This window comes from Ruegeria sp. CE9, assembly GCF_056537425.1.
Map to the genome: position 1 here is coordinate 92,996 of NZ_JBQFRO010000010.1, position 15,320 is coordinate 108,315.

The following is a 15,320-nucleotide window of genomic DNA, read 5'->3' on the forward strand; positions in this document are numbered from 1 at the left end:
TGTGGGCTCCGATTGCAAACAAGACCGCCTGGAGGTGAGCTTTCCCGCAACGCAGGCGCACGCCAGCGCTGGTATCGCGTCGTTAAGCGCAAGACTGGCGGCCCATGGCCTGCCGGAAGGCAAAGCGGATGATGTAAAAATCGCGCTCGCCGAAGCCATCAACAATGTGGTTGAACACGCTTATGTCGGGAGAGCGCCCGCCGGCATTCAAATTGATTGCTCACTTTGCGAAAAAACCTTGGTGATCCGGATCAGTGACACTGGCGACCCAATGCCCCACCTGCGGATTCCAGGTGGCACCCCGCCGCCTGTCGATACAACTTTGTCCGATCTTCCCGAAGGTGGTTTCGGCTGGCACCTTATTCATCAGCTTACCAGCGACATTCAGTATGAGCGCAAAGATGGTGGAAACTTGCTTAGCCTGCGGTTCGATTTTGATCAGATGCCATAATACGCATTAAATGGCCACAATAACGCCCAGATCGAACCATTGTCGCGCCGCAAACAAAAGCCAAAAACAAGGGGTAGCTCAGATAGCTTCCCTCGGCGCCTAGCGTCACAGCCCCCACCCAGTGAACGGCGCCGAGGACCTCCTCCCACTGAAAGCAATGGACAATTCCCGACTGCGGCTTAGTGTCTGCGTGTTTGTAGAAGGAAGACTCCATGCGCGATTTTCACAAGGCTGGCCGCTCGGCAGTTTTGGCGACCGAAGGGATGTGCGCAACATCTCATCCCCTGGCCGCCAAAGTTGCGTTGGATATTCTGCAACGCGGAGGCAATGCGATGGATGCAGCCATTGCGGGCGCCGTGCTTTTGGGAATTTGCGAACCGCAGATGACCGGCTTAGGCGGAGATTGCTTTGTTCTCTTCAATCGCGCCGGTGAGCAGACCGTTCACGCGCTGAACGGCTCAGGACGAGCCGCCGCTGCAGCCGATGCGCAGACATTACGGGATCGCGGCCTTAGTTCTGTTCCCCTGACCACCCCAGATGCAGTGACAATACCGGGCGCGGTCGAGGCGTTTTGTCGACTATCTGAATCTGAAGGACGCCTGGGCCTGGACGCCATCTTGCAGCCTGCCATCCATTACGCCGAGCTTGGCGTTCCGGTTGCCCCACGCGTTGCCTTTGATTGGGAAAACAGTGCGGCGACCCTGCAGGGCGCGGCCCGTAAACACTACCTGATGGATGGCAAACCTCTGAAAACTGGTCAGATCTTTCGTGCACCGGGCCAAGCAGAGGTTCTGCGACGCGTCGCCCAACATGGGCATGAGGCTTTCTATTCGGGAGAGATTGCCGAAGACATGATTGCGTCCCTAACCGAATTGGGGGGCGTGCAGACCAAACAAGATTTCGAGACTGTAGCAAGTGACGAGACGGTACCCGTCAGCGGAGACTACGGTGGCATAGAACTGGTTGAGCACCCGCCAAACGGCCAAGGTGCGACGGCAATCCTGTTGTTGAACATCCTGAAACACTTCGATCTCGCCGCGATGGAGCCCTCGGGCGCGGAGCGTGTGCATATTGAAGCCGAAGCCAGCAAACTAGCCTACGACGCCCGCAACCGCTTTATCGCTGACCCGGATCACAGCGCCCGAATGGCTCAGTTTCTTGCGCCCGAAACTGCAGCCAATCTGGCGGCACTCATCGATCCGAAACGTGCCATGGAAGCTGCGGCACCGCTCACCGAGTCTGTTCACAAAGACACTGTCTACATCACCGTAGTCGACCGGGATCGCATGGCAGTTTCTTTGATCTATTCGATCTACCATGGGTTTGGGTCAGGAATCGCGTCAGAAAAATTCGGAATCTTGCTGCAGAACCGTGGGGCTGGATTCACCCTTGAACCCGGCCATCCAAATGAGCTGGCAGGTGGAAAGCGGCCGATGCACACAATCATACCGGGAATGCTGCGCGAGCAAGGCCGAGTGACAATGCCCTTTGGTGTCATGGGGGGGGCGTATCAACCAACCGGACACGCGCGGCTTCTGTCAAATCTGGTGGACTTTGACGTTGAGTTTCAGCAGGCCGTAGATGCGCCCCGCGCATTTGCTGATGCTGGGGTTCTCAAAATCGAACGTGGCTATCCAGATGCAGTTTTGCAACAATTGACCGACATGGGGCATACTATCCAAATTCCGGAAACACCACTGGGCGGCGCTCAGGCTATTCGAATCTGTTCAACCGGAGTTTTAGAGGGCGCGAGCGATCCGCGTAAGGATGGATGCGCATTAGGCTACTGACACGGGCCAGTGCACCTGCAAAAGATCAGTTCAGCTGAAAATGCAAAGGATAGGATCCATCCTGAAAGGGGCCGAACATGTTGGGGATATCAGGGTGGTCGACGGGCTCACCCGATTGGTCCTCAACCAGATTTTGTTCTGAAACATAAGCGACATAGAAGGATTGATCGTTCTCAGCAAGCAGATGATAGAACGGCTGATCCTTCAGTGGGCGGCTATCTTCGGGGATGGCTTGATACCATTCCTCAGAGTTCGAAAATTCCGGATCGACATCAAAAATAACCCCTCGAAAAGGGTGTCTTCGGTGTCGAACCACCTGTCCCAGACGGTACTTGGCTTGTGTCTTTAGCATTGTTTCAGCCCCCAAAGCATTTACTACATCTTTTTGGACAGAAATGCCAATCATTGAGCTGAAAATCGGGGAAACAGTCTGTGAACCTACTACTTACAGTGTTCGAAATCGTGGCTCCGGTATTCCTATTGGCAGGGGTCGGTTTTACCTGGGTTAAGCTCGGGTTTGAGTACCGGATGCAATTTGTGACCCGCTTTGCAGTCAATCTGGCGGTTCCCAGCCTGATCTTTGTCGCCTTGATGCAAACCGAGATTCCAGGCGGCGAATTGACCGTTTTCACTCTCGCCGCGATTGCATCGCATCTGGCGCTTGCGGTTGCATTCTGGGTCTTTGTGCGTGTCTCAGGCTTGGAACAGCGCACCTACCTTTCGCCGCTTATCTTCGGGAATACAGGAAATCTTGGCCTGCCCTTGTGTATCTTTGCCTTCGGTCAGGCCGGGTTGGGGTTTGCAGTGATCTTCCTTGCCGTCACTGCACTATTTTCTTTCACCTACGGGATTTATCTGGTTGCAGGTCGGGGCGCCTTTGGCAAGGTCCTGCGCGAACCGATGGTCTGGGCAACGTTACTTGGCGCGTTGTTCCTGTGGCGCGGATGGGAGACGCCCCTGTTTCTGACCAACACTTTGGATTTGCTGGGCCAGATGGCCGTGCCCATGATGCTAATCACGCTCGGGGTCGCAATCGCGCGTCTGACAACACAAAAGCTGCAACAGGCGGTATGGCTGTCCCTTCTGAAACTCGTAGTGTGCTTTGGATTGGGTTGGACCATAGCCGTTGGGTTTGAACTTGGGCCCATCGCATTCGGAGTTCTGGTTTTGCAGATGTGCACACCCGTTGCCGTCACTTCTTACTTGCTGGCCGAGCGGTTTGAGGCGGACTCCGACGCGGTTGCAGGCATGGTCATGGTCTCGACCGTGTTGTCTGTTGCAGCACTACCGATAATTCTCGCTATTATTCTGTAACGATTGTGATTTCCTAAAAGCTCAATCTGCGCTAGAATAAAGAAAAAAGGCACGAGGCACATGAGCAGATTTCTTATCGTACTCTTCGGGGTGCTGCTTTTGGCATCCTGTGGTGGTGGGTCCAAACAACCCCCAAGCAGACTGAATGACGCGTGCAGTATTGCGCGCGAAAAGCCCGACTATATCAAGGCCTTCAAAAGCACCGAGCGTAAATGGGGCGTACCGGTCCATGTTCAAATGGCTACGATTTATCAGGAAAGCCGCTATCGGCACGACGCGCGGACGCCGCATAAATACGTACTTGGTGTCATTCCGATGGGTCGTCAAAGCAGCGCCTATGGCTATGGCCAGGCGCTTGATGGCACATGGGAACAGTACCAGCGCGAAACCGGTAAACGCCGCGCCAAGCGTGATCGCATCCGCGATGCATCGGACTTTATCGGCTGGTACATGAACAAAAGCTACGAACGGAACGGCATCCACCCCAGCGACACGCGCAACCAGTATCTGGCCTATCACGAAGGCCATACCGGTTACGCACGCGGCAGCTATAACAGCAAGTCCTGGTTGCTGAACGTGGCGAGCGATGTGGACGCCCGCGCGCAACTATACCAAGCACAGCTGGCGAACTGTCGTTACTAAGATCCTATCAGGTCAGCGATCGTCTGACCTGATACGCGTTTTGCTGGAAAATACGCTGGAGTCGAGGTTTCCGCCTTCAGTCAGCGGCCCTAATAATACGGTCGTCTGACTGCCAGCGTTATCGTGGATCACCCATTTGCGCAGCTCAACCGGATCTGATGTAAACATCAGTTCGATCCGCCCGCTTTCCGGGTTTTTGGGATCCTGTGCGGTGACAACCGTCGCGGTGCCGTCAAAATCGTGACCAACGACCATATTGGCCTGTCCCAAATTGACATTGCGCGCCAGTACCAATGACAACGGAGTGCGCTTCAGCGGGTACTGCTCGGGCGGCTGGTTGGATTTCGGGTCAAAGATCTGCACCGTCCCCGACCGCGCCAAGACAACCGCGCTGTTGGGCGGATCATATTCGAACCGCATTTTCCCGGGCCGCTGGAGCCACAGCTTACCGGTGCTGAGCGATCCGTCATCATTCACCTGCGTGAACGTGGTCTGAACCGTTTTCATCTGGTTCAGATAGTTGGAAATCTGTGACAATGGCAGCTTCTCAGCCGCCCAGGCGGCAGGTGCGGCCAGTGTCAGAGCAAGGGCAAAAGCAATCTGTTTCATACGTCCCAGATAAGTGTTCCGCCCTTGTTATTAAATATCTTACTGCTCGGGGACGAGGATTTCCCGCTTACCGACGTGATTTGCCGAAGAAACAACGCCTTCATCTTCCATCTGCTCAACCAGTCGCGCGGCTTTGTTGTAACCAATGGCAAGTTTCCGCTGGATATAAGAGGTCGAGCATTTGCGATCCTTGATCACAATCGCCACCGCCTGATCATATAGCGCATCTTCGCCATTGGTGTTGCCACCAGTGTTCAGCCCCAAAACGGCGTCGATATTGTCAGCCTTTTCCTCAGCCGGTCCATCAACCACACCGCTCATATAATCCGGTGGGCCGAACTGTTTCAGGTGGTTGACGATCTCTTCGACCTCTTCGTCCGAAACGAACGGACCGTGGCAGCGGGTAATCTTGGCTCCGCCTGCCATATAGAGCATATCGCCCTGCCCCAGCAGTTGCTCGGCGCCCATTTCACCCAGAATGGTGCGGCTGTCGACTTTGGAGGTCACCTGAAACGAAATCCGGGTCGGGAAGTTCGCCTTGATCGTACCTGTGATCACGTCAACCGATGGGCGCTGAGTGGCCATGATCAAGTGAATACCCGAAGCCCGCGCCATCTGTGCCAAGCGTTGAATACAGGCTTCGATCTCTTTGCCCGCGACCATCATCAGGTCGGCCATCTCGTCGACGATAACGACAATATAGGGCATCGCTTCAGGCGCGAATTCCTCGGTCTCAAACATCGGTTCACCGGTTTCATCATCGAACCCGGTTTGAACCGTACGGCTGAACAGCTCGCCTTTGGCCAATGCATCTTTCACACGACCGTTGTAGCCTGAGATGTTGCGCACGCCCATTTTGGACATCTTGCGATAGCGATCCTCCATCTCGCCCACGACCCATTTCAGGGCCACGACCGCCTTTTTCGGGTCGGTCACAACAGGGGACAGCAGATGCGGGATACCGTCATAGACGGACAATTCCAGCATCTTGGGATCGATCATGATCAGGCGACATTCATCCGGCGTCAGTTTGTAAAGCAGCGACAGGATCATTGTGTTGATCGCCACCGATTTACCGGACCCCGTGGTCCCCGCGATCAGCAGGTGAGGCATCTTGGCCAGGTTCGCCACAACGGATTCACCGCCGATATCCTTGCCCAGCGCCAGTGGCAGCGCATGGTTGCCATCGCCAAAGTCCCGGCTCGCAAGGATTTCGCGCAGCACCACCATCTCGCGGTTTTCGTTGGGCAGTTCGATACCGATCACAGAGCGGCCCGGCAGAGTTGAAACGCGTGCGGACAGCGCTGACATCGACCGGGCGATATCGTCGGCCAAACCAATTACGCGACTGGCTTTCAGGCCCGGTGCAGGCTCTAGCTCGTACATAGTGACGACCGGACCGGGGCGAACGCTGACGATTTCGCCTTTCACGCCGTAATCATCCAAAACGTTTTCCAGCATCCGGGCGTTTTCTTCCAGCGCCTCATCGCTCAGATGGTGGCGTTGAATGCTGGCCGGGTTGGACAGCAAGCCCAGCGGCGGCAGTTCAAAATCGGAATGCCGTTCTTCGAAGGAAAGCGTCGGCTGTGCTTCGGCCTGCGCCCGACGCGACGGCGGGAGCGAGCGGCGAACAGGTTGGGCAACTACCGGTTTGCGCGGCTCGGCAACCGGAATCTTTACAGCTTGCTGCGGTTGGGGTGCGGGTTCGTAGGCATCCTCGAACACGGCTGCATCATCATAATCCGGTTCAGCGATGTAGTCGTGCTGCATCTCAAACTCGGCCTCGGAACCAGCCGTCAGGGGTGGCTCAGGCGGCAAGCCAGCAGATGTCATCGGAGGTTCGGGCGGCAACGCATCAGCCGTACCAGAATTCAGGATAAGCGGGTCCGGCCCCCTGCCCCGTCCTTTGGTTAGCGGCAGGTTGGGATCAGGTTCGGGCGTCATTTCACCTGCGGCCACCTTGCGATTACGCACGGCAGCAGAAATCTTAGAGCGGATGCGATCTTCGCCCGGCATGTCATAATAGCCCTCGACCGCGACGTTTTCGACCAACTCAGGCTCGGGCATTGGATCAGGGCGACGGATCAATGATGGCATCCGGGCCAGAAGGCCGGTCTTGGCCGCTGGTTCGGGTTCAGGTTCTTCAAAGATCGGATCGGCGTAGGCGAGATCATCGTCAAAATCGGCTTGTACGGGAACTGCGCGTTCCGCCTTGCGCTCGGCCCATTGCGCCTTGCGATCCCGCGCCGCTTGGGCTGTTGCACTGGCGCCGCGTCCCAGCGCGTTCATCAACAGGTCATAGGCCATGACCAGACCCAACAAAAACGCACGGAAGCCCTTCCGCACATCCGCTTTGCTGAAGCCCAGCACAAACACACCCAATGCCAGCATTCCAACCGCCATCATAAGCGACATCAGCTTAACCAGGAAATGAGATGAGATCGGCAACAATGTCAGAAACGCGCCCATAACAGTATCGCCAAACAGGCCGCCTAGCCCGTAGCTATGGGTCGCCCGCCATTCGGCACCCGGTACCAGCGTGGCCGCATATACGGCAAGAACGGCGATCCAGATCGGTGCAAAAATCAGGCGGGCGATGGCACGATCTTCGCTCAGATGCCCTGCAAACCGCACACCCCAGGTGACCAGCACAAGAGCGACCCCGAGACTTCCCCAGCCTACAATCATGAACAACGGTGCCGCGATCGAGGCACCCACGCGCCCCATCCAGTTCTGCACGGGCGCGTCGGTTGACACCATCCAATTCGGATCCTCAGGCGTATAGGACCAGATCATCGCGGCAGCTGCGAGTCCCAGCAGGATCAGGGCAATCCCGATCAGCTCTTTGCTGCGCCGCTCGAGGGCGGCCTGTGTGGTGCTATCCAACAGTGGATCGCGGTTGCGCGCGTTATATGATGCCATTTTACCCTCGTACCTCACGAATAGATGCAGTCGCGCAGCGTAATCAGCCCGCGCTTCATCTCTGTTTTTGGGGCCACCATGGCGACCCGGATAAATTGCTCGCCCGGGTTTTGCCCCGGATCACCTTGAGAAAGATATGCACCCGGCAGAACCCGAACGCCGGTTTCCTGCCAAAGCTTCAATGCGGTTTCTTCACCGTTTTCGACGGGCAGCCACAGGAAGAACCCGGCCTCGGGCGGCATGTAGCCCTGCACACCTGCAAAGACCTCATCCGCGATGGTGTATTTTTTCTGATACAGCGCGCGGTTTTCCTGCACATGCGCTTCGTCCGCCCAAACCTTGGCGGCGGCGGCCTGTAGCGGGGCAGGCAAGGGGGCACCGGCATAGCTGCGCAACAGTTTGACACGGCTGATTGTCTCAGGCCCACCCGCGATCAGTCCCGACCTCAAACCAGCCAGATTTGAGCGTTTGGACAGAGAGTTAAACAGTGTGACCCGCTCGGGGTCCGCACCCAATTCCTGCGCGACCGTCAAAGCACCAACCGGAGCCTCGTTGCGGTAGATTTCCGAATAGCACTCATCCGCGAAAATGCGGAAATCATATTTCTCAGCCAATTGGATCAGTTCGGCCCAGTAATCGCGCGAGGCGACAGCACCTTGGGGGTTTGCGGGCGAACAGATGTAGGCCACAGCGGTGCGGTTGAGCACCTCTTCGGGCAATCCGGCATAGTCCGGCAGATGGCCCGTTGCAGCTGTTGCTGGCACAAAATAGGGCTGCGCGCCGACCGAGATCGAGGCGACCATATAGACCTGATAGAACGGGTTCGGGCACAGAATGATCGGCTGCTGGCCGTTCTTTTGCTCGGGGCACAGCGCCATCGCGGCATTGTAAAGCCCCTCGCGTGTCCCGTTCAGGGCCATCACATTGGCATCGGCATCCATCGATACGCCGTAGCGTCGATTAACCCAGCCCGCGATAGCATTTCGCAAGGCGGGCGAGCCTTCGTTCGGGGGATAGCCCTGAAATCCGGCGGCGTTTTCCATGATGACATCGGTCACCCAAGGCGGGAAATCGTGCTTGGGCTCGCCAATGGTCATGTGAACGATATCGCCACCCGGTTGATGATGATCCAACAGGGCGCGCAGACGCGGGAATGCATATTCCGGTAGGTTCGAAAACCGCTCGGGGAAATTCATAATACTGCCTCAATTTCGGGGTCATTTTGCGCCCCGTTTTTTGGCAGATTACAGATCGACCCGGGTCTCGTCCAGACAAAGAGGTTCCGAATCAGGGGATTGTGGCATTCAGGTCAAAGCGCTTTCGGCGGCTGAGCCGAGCCTCAGCAAGGCCTCTTCCGACCCCGGATAGCCCAGCATCATCAACCCGCAACCGGGTGTTCCTGTGGGTAAAGTCAGCGCTGCAAGACCCATCAGATTCCCGATCCGGGTGTTGCGCAGGGCCAATAGATTCTCGGTGACATAGTAATCATGATCACTCATCAGCCGGTCCAGATTGGGCGGAAGTATGGGCGCTGTCGGGGCAAGCACCGCGTCAAAACCAGCGGTCGCTGCGTCCCAGGCCTGACGGCAGGCGGTCAGTTTCGACCATGCCGCCACGTAATCCGGGCCGGAATAAGCCTTGCCCATTCGAAACCTTTCAAGGATTTCAGGATACATCGCCTCGGGGTTCGCTTCGATCACATCGCGCCACAGGCCATAGGCTTCGGTCGTATACAGAACACCCGACAGGCTCATCGCGTCATTCAACTCGGGCACTTCAAGCGGGACAATCTCGGCCCCGACCTCTTCCAGACGTACCAGCGCGTCATCATAGGCCTTGGATGGTGCCTCGCGCAGGTCATCTTTGGCCACATTCTGTAAATCAGCAAAGCGGCGGCCCTTCAAAGAGGCTCCACGCAGATCAGCCGGAGATGTGCCTTCAAGTGCGGCCAGCATATGTGCCGCGTCCTCGACCGACCGTGCCAAAGGCCCGACCGTGTCGAATTTCAGGCACAGTGGCACGGCACCCTCAAGACTTAGGCGACCAGCCGTGGTTTTCAGTCCAACCAGATCATTCCAGGCCGAAGGAATTCGCACAGAGCCACCCGTGTCCGAGCCAATGCCGCCGGCAGCAAGCCCCCACGCGACCGATGCGCCTGCCCCTGAAGACGACCCTCCGGGCACGGCGTTTTCGTCATTCACACATGGAGGTGTCGCCGTCACTGGGTTCAGGCCAAGACCCGAAAACGCCAGTTCGCTCATATGCGTTTTGCCAAGACAGACCGTGCCCATGGCGCTTGCGTTCCGCAGCACCTGCGCATCGGCTTCGGGGACGCGGCCTTTCAACAGGGCTGAACCGGCCTCGGTTCCAACGCCCGCAGTATCAAACAAATCTTTCCAGCTGATCGGAACACCATCCAGCAAAGACCGACGCAGGCCAAGCTTGGCGCGCTCATGTGCGGCCAGGGCCTCGGCACGGGCGCGGTCATGGGTGACACGGGCATAGATCCGGTCCCGATACGGATGAGAATCAATCGCGCTTAGATAGGTTTCCGTCAGCTCAACCGGATCAATCTGCCCCATTCCGATGCCACGGCCCAAATCACAGGCCGTCATGGTCAGCCAGTCTTGCATCCGGTCCCCTCCCAAGTAATTCCGTGCACGGAAGGTAGCGACAGGACCGCACATGGACAATCCCGAAAGGGCACGCATATTGCAGCATATGGAACACAGATCCGACATCCTGATCGTCGGCGGCGGCCTGAACGGTCCCGCACTTGCGCTGGCTCTGGCCCAAACGGGGCACTCGATTACGGTAATCGATGCCCTGGCCGAAAAAGTGCGCCAGAATGCGGCCTTTGACGGTCGTTCCTATGCACTTGCGCTGGCCTCACAACGCCTGCTGCACGCGATTGGCGTTTGGGAGCGTGTGGAAAAACACGCCCAGCCGATGCTGGAGATCAAGGTTTCCGATGGCCATGCAGGTGCAGGCCCGTCGCCATTTATTATGCATTTCGACCATGCCGAGATCGAAGAAGGCCCGATGGGGTATATGGTCGAAGACCGCCACCTGCGGCGGGCCTTTCTGGACGCCATGGCCGAACAGGATATGATCACCGAAGTCAGCGGCAAAACCGTTGTGTCACAGAACATCGCGACACAAGGGGCAGAGCTTACGCTGGATGACGGATCGAGCTTGTCCGGCAGCCTGCTGGTCGGCTGCGACGGACGCCGCAGCAGCACCGCAGAGCGCGCCGGGATCAAGCGGACCGGCTGGGACTATGGCCAGACAGCTTTGGTCTGCGCCATCGAGCATGACTTGCCCCATAATGGTATCGCGCATCAATTCTTCATGCCCCCCGGACCGTTGGCAATTCTACCACTGACCGGCAATCGCAGCTCAATCGTGTGGAGCGAGCGCACAGAGACGGCCAAACAAATCAATACCTTGCCCGAGGCGGACTACCTGCAGGTTCTGCGCCCGCGCTTTGGTGATTTCCTAGGCGATATCCGCCTGCAGGGGGACCGGTTCACCTATCCGCTGAACCTGACGATCGCCAATTCCTTCATCGCTGATCGTTTGGCCTTGGTCGGAGACGCCGCCCACGGCATGCACCCAATCGCCGGACAGGGCCTGAATGCAGGTCTGCGGGATGTGGGCGCTTTGGCCGAGGTGCTGACCCTCGCAGGTCGGCGTGGCGAGGATATCGGATCTACGCTGGTGCTTGAGCGCTATCAAGAATGGCGTCGGTTCGACACCGCCTCGCTTGCAATGGCGACAGATGTGTTCAACAAGCTGTTTTCGAACGACAATCCCTTGCTACGTATCGGTCGGGATATCGGAATGGGCATCGTCGGGTCGCTGCCCGGACTACGCCGGGGCTTTGTACGCGAGGCCGCAGGCCTGACCGGTGACCTGCCCAAACTGCTGCAAGGGCGCGTGATCTAGTCCAGTTCGCGCGCCTCATCCACCAGCATGACCGGGATGCCGTTGCGGATAGGAAAGGCGAGACCGGCAGCTTTGGAAACGAGCTCTTGCCGCTCGGCGTCGTAGTGCAGGGTTGTATGGGATTGCGGGCAAATCAACGCTTCAAGCATGTGACGGTCAAAAGCGTGTTCAGGTGTGCTCATTGCAAGTGTTCCTCATTCGATCCGCCACGCATTGCGAATTCGATCAATGTCACCAAGGTCTCGCGCCGGGTGCGCAGACACGGCGCCTCAAGCAAAGCTTGCTTTTCCTCCGGATCAAACTCCAGCATCATCGACAGGGAATTCACCAGAAGCTCATCATCGGCATCTTTCATCGTATCCCAATCGGTCGACAATTGGCGCGATGAAAAGAACCGCTCCAACAGCTTCAGGAACTTGTTCCGGTCAAAGCCATCATCCACTTCGGCCTTGCCCAAATCACGGTCGAACCCGTCCCATGACGCGGAAACCCGGCGATAAGGGGTAAAGCTGTCGAGCTCAGATTTCACCCGAAACCGCGAAATGCCCGTCAAAGTAATCAAATACCTGCCATCCTCGGTTTCTGAAAACTGAGTGACCCGCCCAGCGCAGCCGATTTGGTGCAGTTTGGTTTCGTCCCCCTGACAGGTGTTCGGCTGGACCATCCCGATCAGACGTTCCGGCGTTTTCAGCGCATCATCCAGCATCTGCAGATAGCGTGGCTCGAAAATATGCAGAGGCAACCGAGACCGGGGCAGCAGAAGTGCTCCGGGCAATGGAAACACGGAAACGGTTTCCGGCAAATCAGCGGGGTGCATCATACAATCGAGTGTAGCCCTGATCAGACTTTAGGCAAATATCATCGAGCTGAGTTTGCGTCGGCCGTTCAAAACAATCGGATCGTTGGGCTTGAGCGCGTCAAAGATCGTGAACAGTTGTGCCTTGGCTGCCCCCTCATTCCACTCGCGATCGCGACGGAACAGTTCCAGCAGTTGATCAACAGCTTCCTCGACATCGCCATTGGCATGCAGGGCCTGCGCCAGATCGAACCGGGCCTGATGGTTGTCGGGTTCCGCCTCAACCGTTGCCGTCAGTTCACCCACCGGGCCTGCATCCGCAGCCTGTTTGGCCAGTTCCAACTGCGCATGTGCCGCTTCGACTTCGGGCGAAGTAGAAATCTCGGCGGGGGCACCGTTGAGGATCGCCTCGGCCTGATCCAGATCACCTAGCGCGATATGCGCGCGCACCAGACCACCATAGGCACCAGCGTGGTTGGCGTCTTCGCCCAGAATAGCAGCAAACGTTTGCGCCGCGTCCACAGCGGCACCTTCGGTCAGCATCTCTTCAGCTGCCTGAACCGCATCTTCCAGCTGGCCACCGGGGCTTTCACCCCCAGCAGCTTCGATCACTCGGTCGATGAAAGCCTTGATCTCCGAGCCCGGCAATGCGCCCTGGAACCCGTCAATCGGCTGCCCCTTATGAAATGCGTAAACGGTTGGAATCGACTGGATACGCAGTTGACCCGCGATCATCTGCGCCTCGTCCACGTTGATCTTGACCATCTTGACCGCGCCTTTGGCGGCGGTCACGGCTTCTTCCAATGCCGGCCCCAGCGTCTTACAAGGGCCACACCACGGCGCCCAGAAATCGACGATAATCGGCATCTCTTGCGAGGCTTCGACCACATCGGCCATGAAACTGGCCTCGGTCCCGTCCTTGATCAGATCGGTGGTGTCAGCGCCGGCTGCGCCATTCAGAATGTCCATGGCTAATACTCTCTGGTTCGTCTTTGCGCCCTATATGCAGCCCCACGGTTCAGAAACCAAGGGCTGAGTCGGGCATTTTTGCATCAATCAGACGTCGAACGCCGCAAAAACAGGCGCATGGTCGCTGGGTTTCTCCCATCCGCGTGCATCACGCAATACGCGACTTGAATGACCCGCGTTCGAGATATCGGGCGTGGCCCAGACATGATCCAGCCTGCGCCCCTTATCCGCCGCATCCCAATCGCGCGCGCGGTAGGACCACCAACTATAAAGCTGCCCTTCGGGGATGTCCTGACGAGTAATATCAACCCAACCGCCCGCCTCCTGGGTCTCGGCCAGTGCTTCGACTTCAATCGGCGTGTGCGAGACAACTTTGAGTAATTGCTTGTGCGACCACACGTCATCTTCGCGTGGGGCGATATTCAGATCACCCACCAAAATCGACTTTTCGGGCTTTTCCGCATGGAACCAATCACGCATGTCGGCAAGGTAATCCAGCTTCTGCCCGAACTTTTCGTTTACTTCGCGATCAGGCACATCTCCGCCGGCAGGAACATAAAAGTTGTGGATCGTTACGCCGTTTTCCAATCGCCCTGCGATGTGACGGGCGTGACCCAGACCTGCAAAATCCTTGTCGCCGACTTCTTCCATCGGAAGCCGAGACAGGATCGCAACACCGTTATAGCCCTTCTGCCCACGCGCAATCATGTGCGTATACCCAAGCTCGGCGAAGCCTTCGGTCGGGATCTTGTCCACTGGAGATTTACACTCTTGCAAGCACAGGACATCCGGGGCCTCTTCCTGCAACAATTTCAGCACGATAGGCTCCCGCAGACGAACCGAGTTGATGTTCCAGGTGGCAAGGGTGAAAGGCATTGTAGGAGATTCCTTTGTCGCGATTGGCGCAGGTTAGCGTGGCACCACCCGAGGTACCATCGAAAAAGGAAACTCTATATCTCAAGCCTCTCGATAACGGAAACTTTGAAAGTTTCCGTCCCGATTTCATTGCATGAAATCGTTGTCTTCTTATGGATAACACAAAAAAAGCCGGGCCATCAGGCCCGGCAGTCCAACAGGGAGGTGCATGTCATAACCCGGACATGCGCGGGTTGGGAGAAATCTTATGATACCTACAGGGTATCACTTTGATCCAAGTCAATCCACCATTAGTCAAGCAACAAGGCGATATCCGCCCGATTCTGTGACCAAAAGGCGAGCATTTGATGGATCCGGCTCGATCTTCTGACGCAGGCGGTAGATGTGAGTTTCAAGCGTGTGCGTTGTGACACCTGCATTGTAACCCCAGACCTCGTGCAACAAGACATCACGTGCGACGACACCATCGGTAGACCGATAGAGGAACTTGAGAATATTGGTCTCTTTCTCCGTCAGGCGTATCTTGCGATCATCTTCGGTCATCAGCATCTTCATTGCAGGCTTGAATGTGTATGGCCCCAGGACAAAGACTGCATCCTCGGATTGTTCATGCTGACGCAACTGCGCGCGGATGCGAGCCAGCAGGACAGGGAATTTGAACGGCTTGCTCACATAGTCATTTGCGCCAGCATCCAGGCCAAGGATCGTATCAGCATCGCTGTCGTGACCGGTCAGCATCAAAACCGGGCTTTTCACACCCTGCTTGCGCATCAGGCGGCACAGCTCTCGCCCATCGGTATCCGGGAGGCCCACGTCGAGAATGACCAGATCGTAAATCGCCTCACGCGCCCGCTCCATCGCGGACGCCCCGTCAGACGCTTCGAACACGTCAAAATCTTCGGTCATCACAAGTTGCTCGCTGAGCGCCTCGCGCAGGTCTTCGTCGTCATCCACCAGCAGGATTTTCTTGAGCTGAGCCATGTGCGGTCCTCCTAAGCCTTTT

The 15,320-nt window shown here is 57.0% G+C and carries 15 protein-coding genes; 5 read left to right on the top strand and 10 right to left on the bottom strand.

The window, feature by feature from the left end:
* Nucleotides 1-34: 34 nt before the first annotated feature.
* The gene (locus ACR0B3_RS17695) at nucleotides 35-451 is read left to right on the top strand and encodes an ATP-binding protein (protein WP_480810205.1); all 417 of its coding nucleotides are present in this window, start codon (nucleotides 35-37) and stop codon (nucleotides 449-451) included.
* Nucleotides 452-663: 212 nt separating this feature from the next.
* Complete coding sequence (gene ggt, locus ACR0B3_RS17700; protein WP_480810206.1) at nucleotides 664-2,241, top strand: gamma-glutamyltransferase; 1,578 nt, start codon at nucleotides 664-666, stop codon at nucleotides 2,239-2,241.
* Nucleotides 2,242-2,266: 25 nt separating this feature from the next.
* On the opposite strand, the gene hspQ is transcribed toward ggt, so the two are convergent.
* Complete coding sequence (gene hspQ / locus ACR0B3_RS17705; RefSeq protein ID WP_170398818.1) at nucleotides 2,267-2,593, bottom strand: heat shock protein HspQ; 327 nt, start codon at nucleotides 2,591-2,593, stop codon at nucleotides 2,267-2,269.
* 80 nt (nucleotides 2,594-2,673) lie between these two features.
* Here hspQ and ACR0B3_RS17710 point away from each other — a divergent pair, with 80 nt between their 5' ends.
* Together ACR0B3_RS17710 and ACR0B3_RS17715 are read left to right on the top strand one after the other, a co-directional pair.
* Nucleotides 2,674-3,555: an AEC family transporter gene (locus ACR0B3_RS17710; RefSeq protein WP_480810207.1), complete on the top strand. Its 882-nt coding sequence runs from the start codon at nucleotides 2,674-2,676 to the stop codon at nucleotides 3,553-3,555.
* 60 nt (nucleotides 3,556-3,615) lie between these two features.
* Complete coding sequence (locus ACR0B3_RS17715; RefSeq protein WP_170761273.1) at nucleotides 3,616-4,197, top strand: transglycosylase SLT domain-containing protein; 582 nt, start codon at nucleotides 3,616-3,618, stop codon at nucleotides 4,195-4,197.
* Nucleotides 4,198-4,209: 12 nt separating this feature from the next.
* On the opposite strand, the gene ACR0B3_RS17720 is transcribed toward ACR0B3_RS17715, so the two are convergent.
* From ACR0B3_RS17720 to ACR0B3_RS17735, 4 genes are all read right to left on the bottom strand, one after another.
* Nucleotides 4,210-4,806 (bottom strand): outer membrane lipoprotein carrier protein LolA, encoded by a 597-nt coding sequence (locus ACR0B3_RS17720; protein WP_170686980.1) that lies wholly within the window; start codon nucleotides 4,804-4,806, stop codon nucleotides 4,210-4,212.
* A gap of 39 nt (nucleotides 4,807-4,845) precedes the next feature.
* The gene (locus ACR0B3_RS17725) at nucleotides 4,846-7,728 is read right to left on the bottom strand and encodes a DNA translocase FtsK (protein WP_480810208.1); all 2,883 of its coding nucleotides are present in this window, start codon (nucleotides 7,726-7,728) and stop codon (nucleotides 4,846-4,848) included.
* A 14-nt stretch (nucleotides 7,729-7,742) separates the two neighbouring features.
* On the bottom strand, nucleotides 7,743-8,924 hold the full coding sequence (locus ACR0B3_RS17730; protein ID WP_480810209.1) for an aminotransferase class I/II-fold pyridoxal phosphate-dependent enzyme: 1,182 nt from the start codon (nucleotides 8,922-8,924) through the stop codon (nucleotides 7,743-7,745).
* A gap of 108 nt (nucleotides 8,925-9,032) precedes the next feature.
* A complete protein-coding gene (locus ACR0B3_RS17735) occupies nucleotides 9,033-10,361 on the bottom strand; it encodes an amidase (protein WP_480810210.1) in 1,329 nt (442 codons plus the stop codon).
* Between the two features lie 52 nt (nucleotides 10,362-10,413).
* On the opposite strand from ACR0B3_RS17735, the gene ACR0B3_RS17740 reads away from it, so the two are divergent.
* On the top strand, nucleotides 10,414-11,676 hold the full coding sequence (locus tag ACR0B3_RS17740) for an FAD-dependent monooxygenase (RefSeq protein WP_480810211.1): 1,263 nt from the start codon (nucleotides 10,414-10,416) through the stop codon (nucleotides 11,674-11,676).
* Here the strand turns inward: ACR0B3_RS17740 and ACR0B3_RS17745 are convergent.
* The 5 genes from ACR0B3_RS17745 to ACR0B3_RS17765 form a co-directional block, all read right to left on the bottom strand.
* Complete coding sequence (locus tag ACR0B3_RS17745; protein ID WP_480810212.1) at nucleotides 11,673-11,858, bottom strand: Trm112 family protein; 186 nt, start codon at nucleotides 11,856-11,858, stop codon at nucleotides 11,673-11,675. The two genes, ACR0B3_RS17740 and ACR0B3_RS17745, sit on opposite strands and share 4 nt — an antisense overlap.
* Nucleotides 11,855-12,496: an LON peptidase substrate-binding domain-containing protein gene (locus ACR0B3_RS17750; protein ID WP_170686974.1), complete on the bottom strand. Its 642-nt coding sequence runs from the start codon at nucleotides 12,494-12,496 to the stop codon at nucleotides 11,855-11,857. The genes ACR0B3_RS17745 and ACR0B3_RS17750 overlap by 4 nt, the downstream gene beginning before the upstream one ends.
* Nucleotides 12,497-12,523: 27 nt before the next feature.
* Nucleotides 12,524-13,441 (bottom strand): tetratricopeptide repeat protein, encoded by a 918-nt coding sequence (locus ACR0B3_RS17755; RefSeq protein ID WP_480810213.1) that lies wholly within the window; start codon nucleotides 13,439-13,441, stop codon nucleotides 12,524-12,526.
* A gap of 87 nt (nucleotides 13,442-13,528) precedes the next feature.
* Complete coding sequence (locus tag ACR0B3_RS17760; protein WP_480810214.1) at nucleotides 13,529-14,317, bottom strand: exodeoxyribonuclease III; 789 nt, start codon at nucleotides 14,315-14,317, stop codon at nucleotides 13,529-13,531.
* Between the two features lie 294 nt (nucleotides 14,318-14,611).
* Nucleotides 14,612-15,298 carry a response regulator transcription factor gene (locus ACR0B3_RS17765; protein WP_170398869.1) on the bottom strand — a complete coding sequence of 229 codons (687 nt, stop codon included), beginning with the start codon at nucleotides 15,296-15,298 and terminating at the stop codon, nucleotides 14,612-14,614.
* Nucleotides 15,299-15,320: the final 22 nt, after the last annotated feature.

Coding starts and splice junctions, on each gene's coding strand:
- ACR0B3_RS17745 (WP_480810212.1), bottom strand. CDS start 11,858: ATGAGCACACCTGAACACGCTTTTGACCGTCACATGCTTGAAGCGTTG.
- ACR0B3_RS17740 (WP_480810211.1), top strand. CDS start 10,414: ATGGACAATCCCGAAAGGGCACGCATATTGCAGCATATGGAACACAGA.
- ACR0B3_RS17750 (WP_170686974.1), bottom strand. CDS start 12,496: ATGATGCACCCCGCTGATTTGCCGGAAACCGTTTCCGTGTTTCCATTG.
- ACR0B3_RS17765 (WP_170398869.1), bottom strand. CDS start 15,298: ATGGCTCAGCTCAAGAAAATCCTGCTGGTGGATGACGACGAAGACCTG.
- ACR0B3_RS17730 (WP_480810209.1), bottom strand. CDS start 8,924: ATGAATTTCCCCGAGCGGTTTTCGAACCTACCGGAATATGCATTCCCG.
- ACR0B3_RS17755 (WP_480810213.1), bottom strand. CDS start 13,441: ATGGACATTCTGAATGGCGCAGCCGGCGCTGACACCACCGATCTGATC.
- ACR0B3_RS17725 (WP_480810208.1), bottom strand. CDS start 7,728: ATGGCATCATATAACGCGCGCAACCGCGATCCACTGTTGGATAGCACC.
- hspQ (WP_170398818.1), bottom strand. CDS start 2,593: ATGCTAAAGACACAAGCCAAGTACCGTCTGGGACAGGTGGTTCGACAC.
- ggt (WP_480810206.1), top strand. CDS start 664: ATGCGCGATTTTCACAAGGCTGGCCGCTCGGCAGTTTTGGCGACCGAA.
- ACR0B3_RS17760 (WP_480810214.1), bottom strand. CDS start 14,317: ATGCCTTTCACCCTTGCCACCTGGAACATCAACTCGGTTCGTCTGCGG.
- ACR0B3_RS17735 (WP_480810210.1), bottom strand. CDS start 10,361: ATGCAAGACTGGCTGACCATGACGGCCTGTGATTTGGGCCGTGGCATC.
- ACR0B3_RS17720 (WP_170686980.1), bottom strand. CDS start 4,806: ATGAAACAGATTGCTTTTGCCCTTGCTCTGACACTGGCCGCACCTGCC.
- ACR0B3_RS17715 (WP_170761273.1), top strand. CDS start 3,616: ATGAGCAGATTTCTTATCGTACTCTTCGGGGTGCTGCTTTTGGCATCC.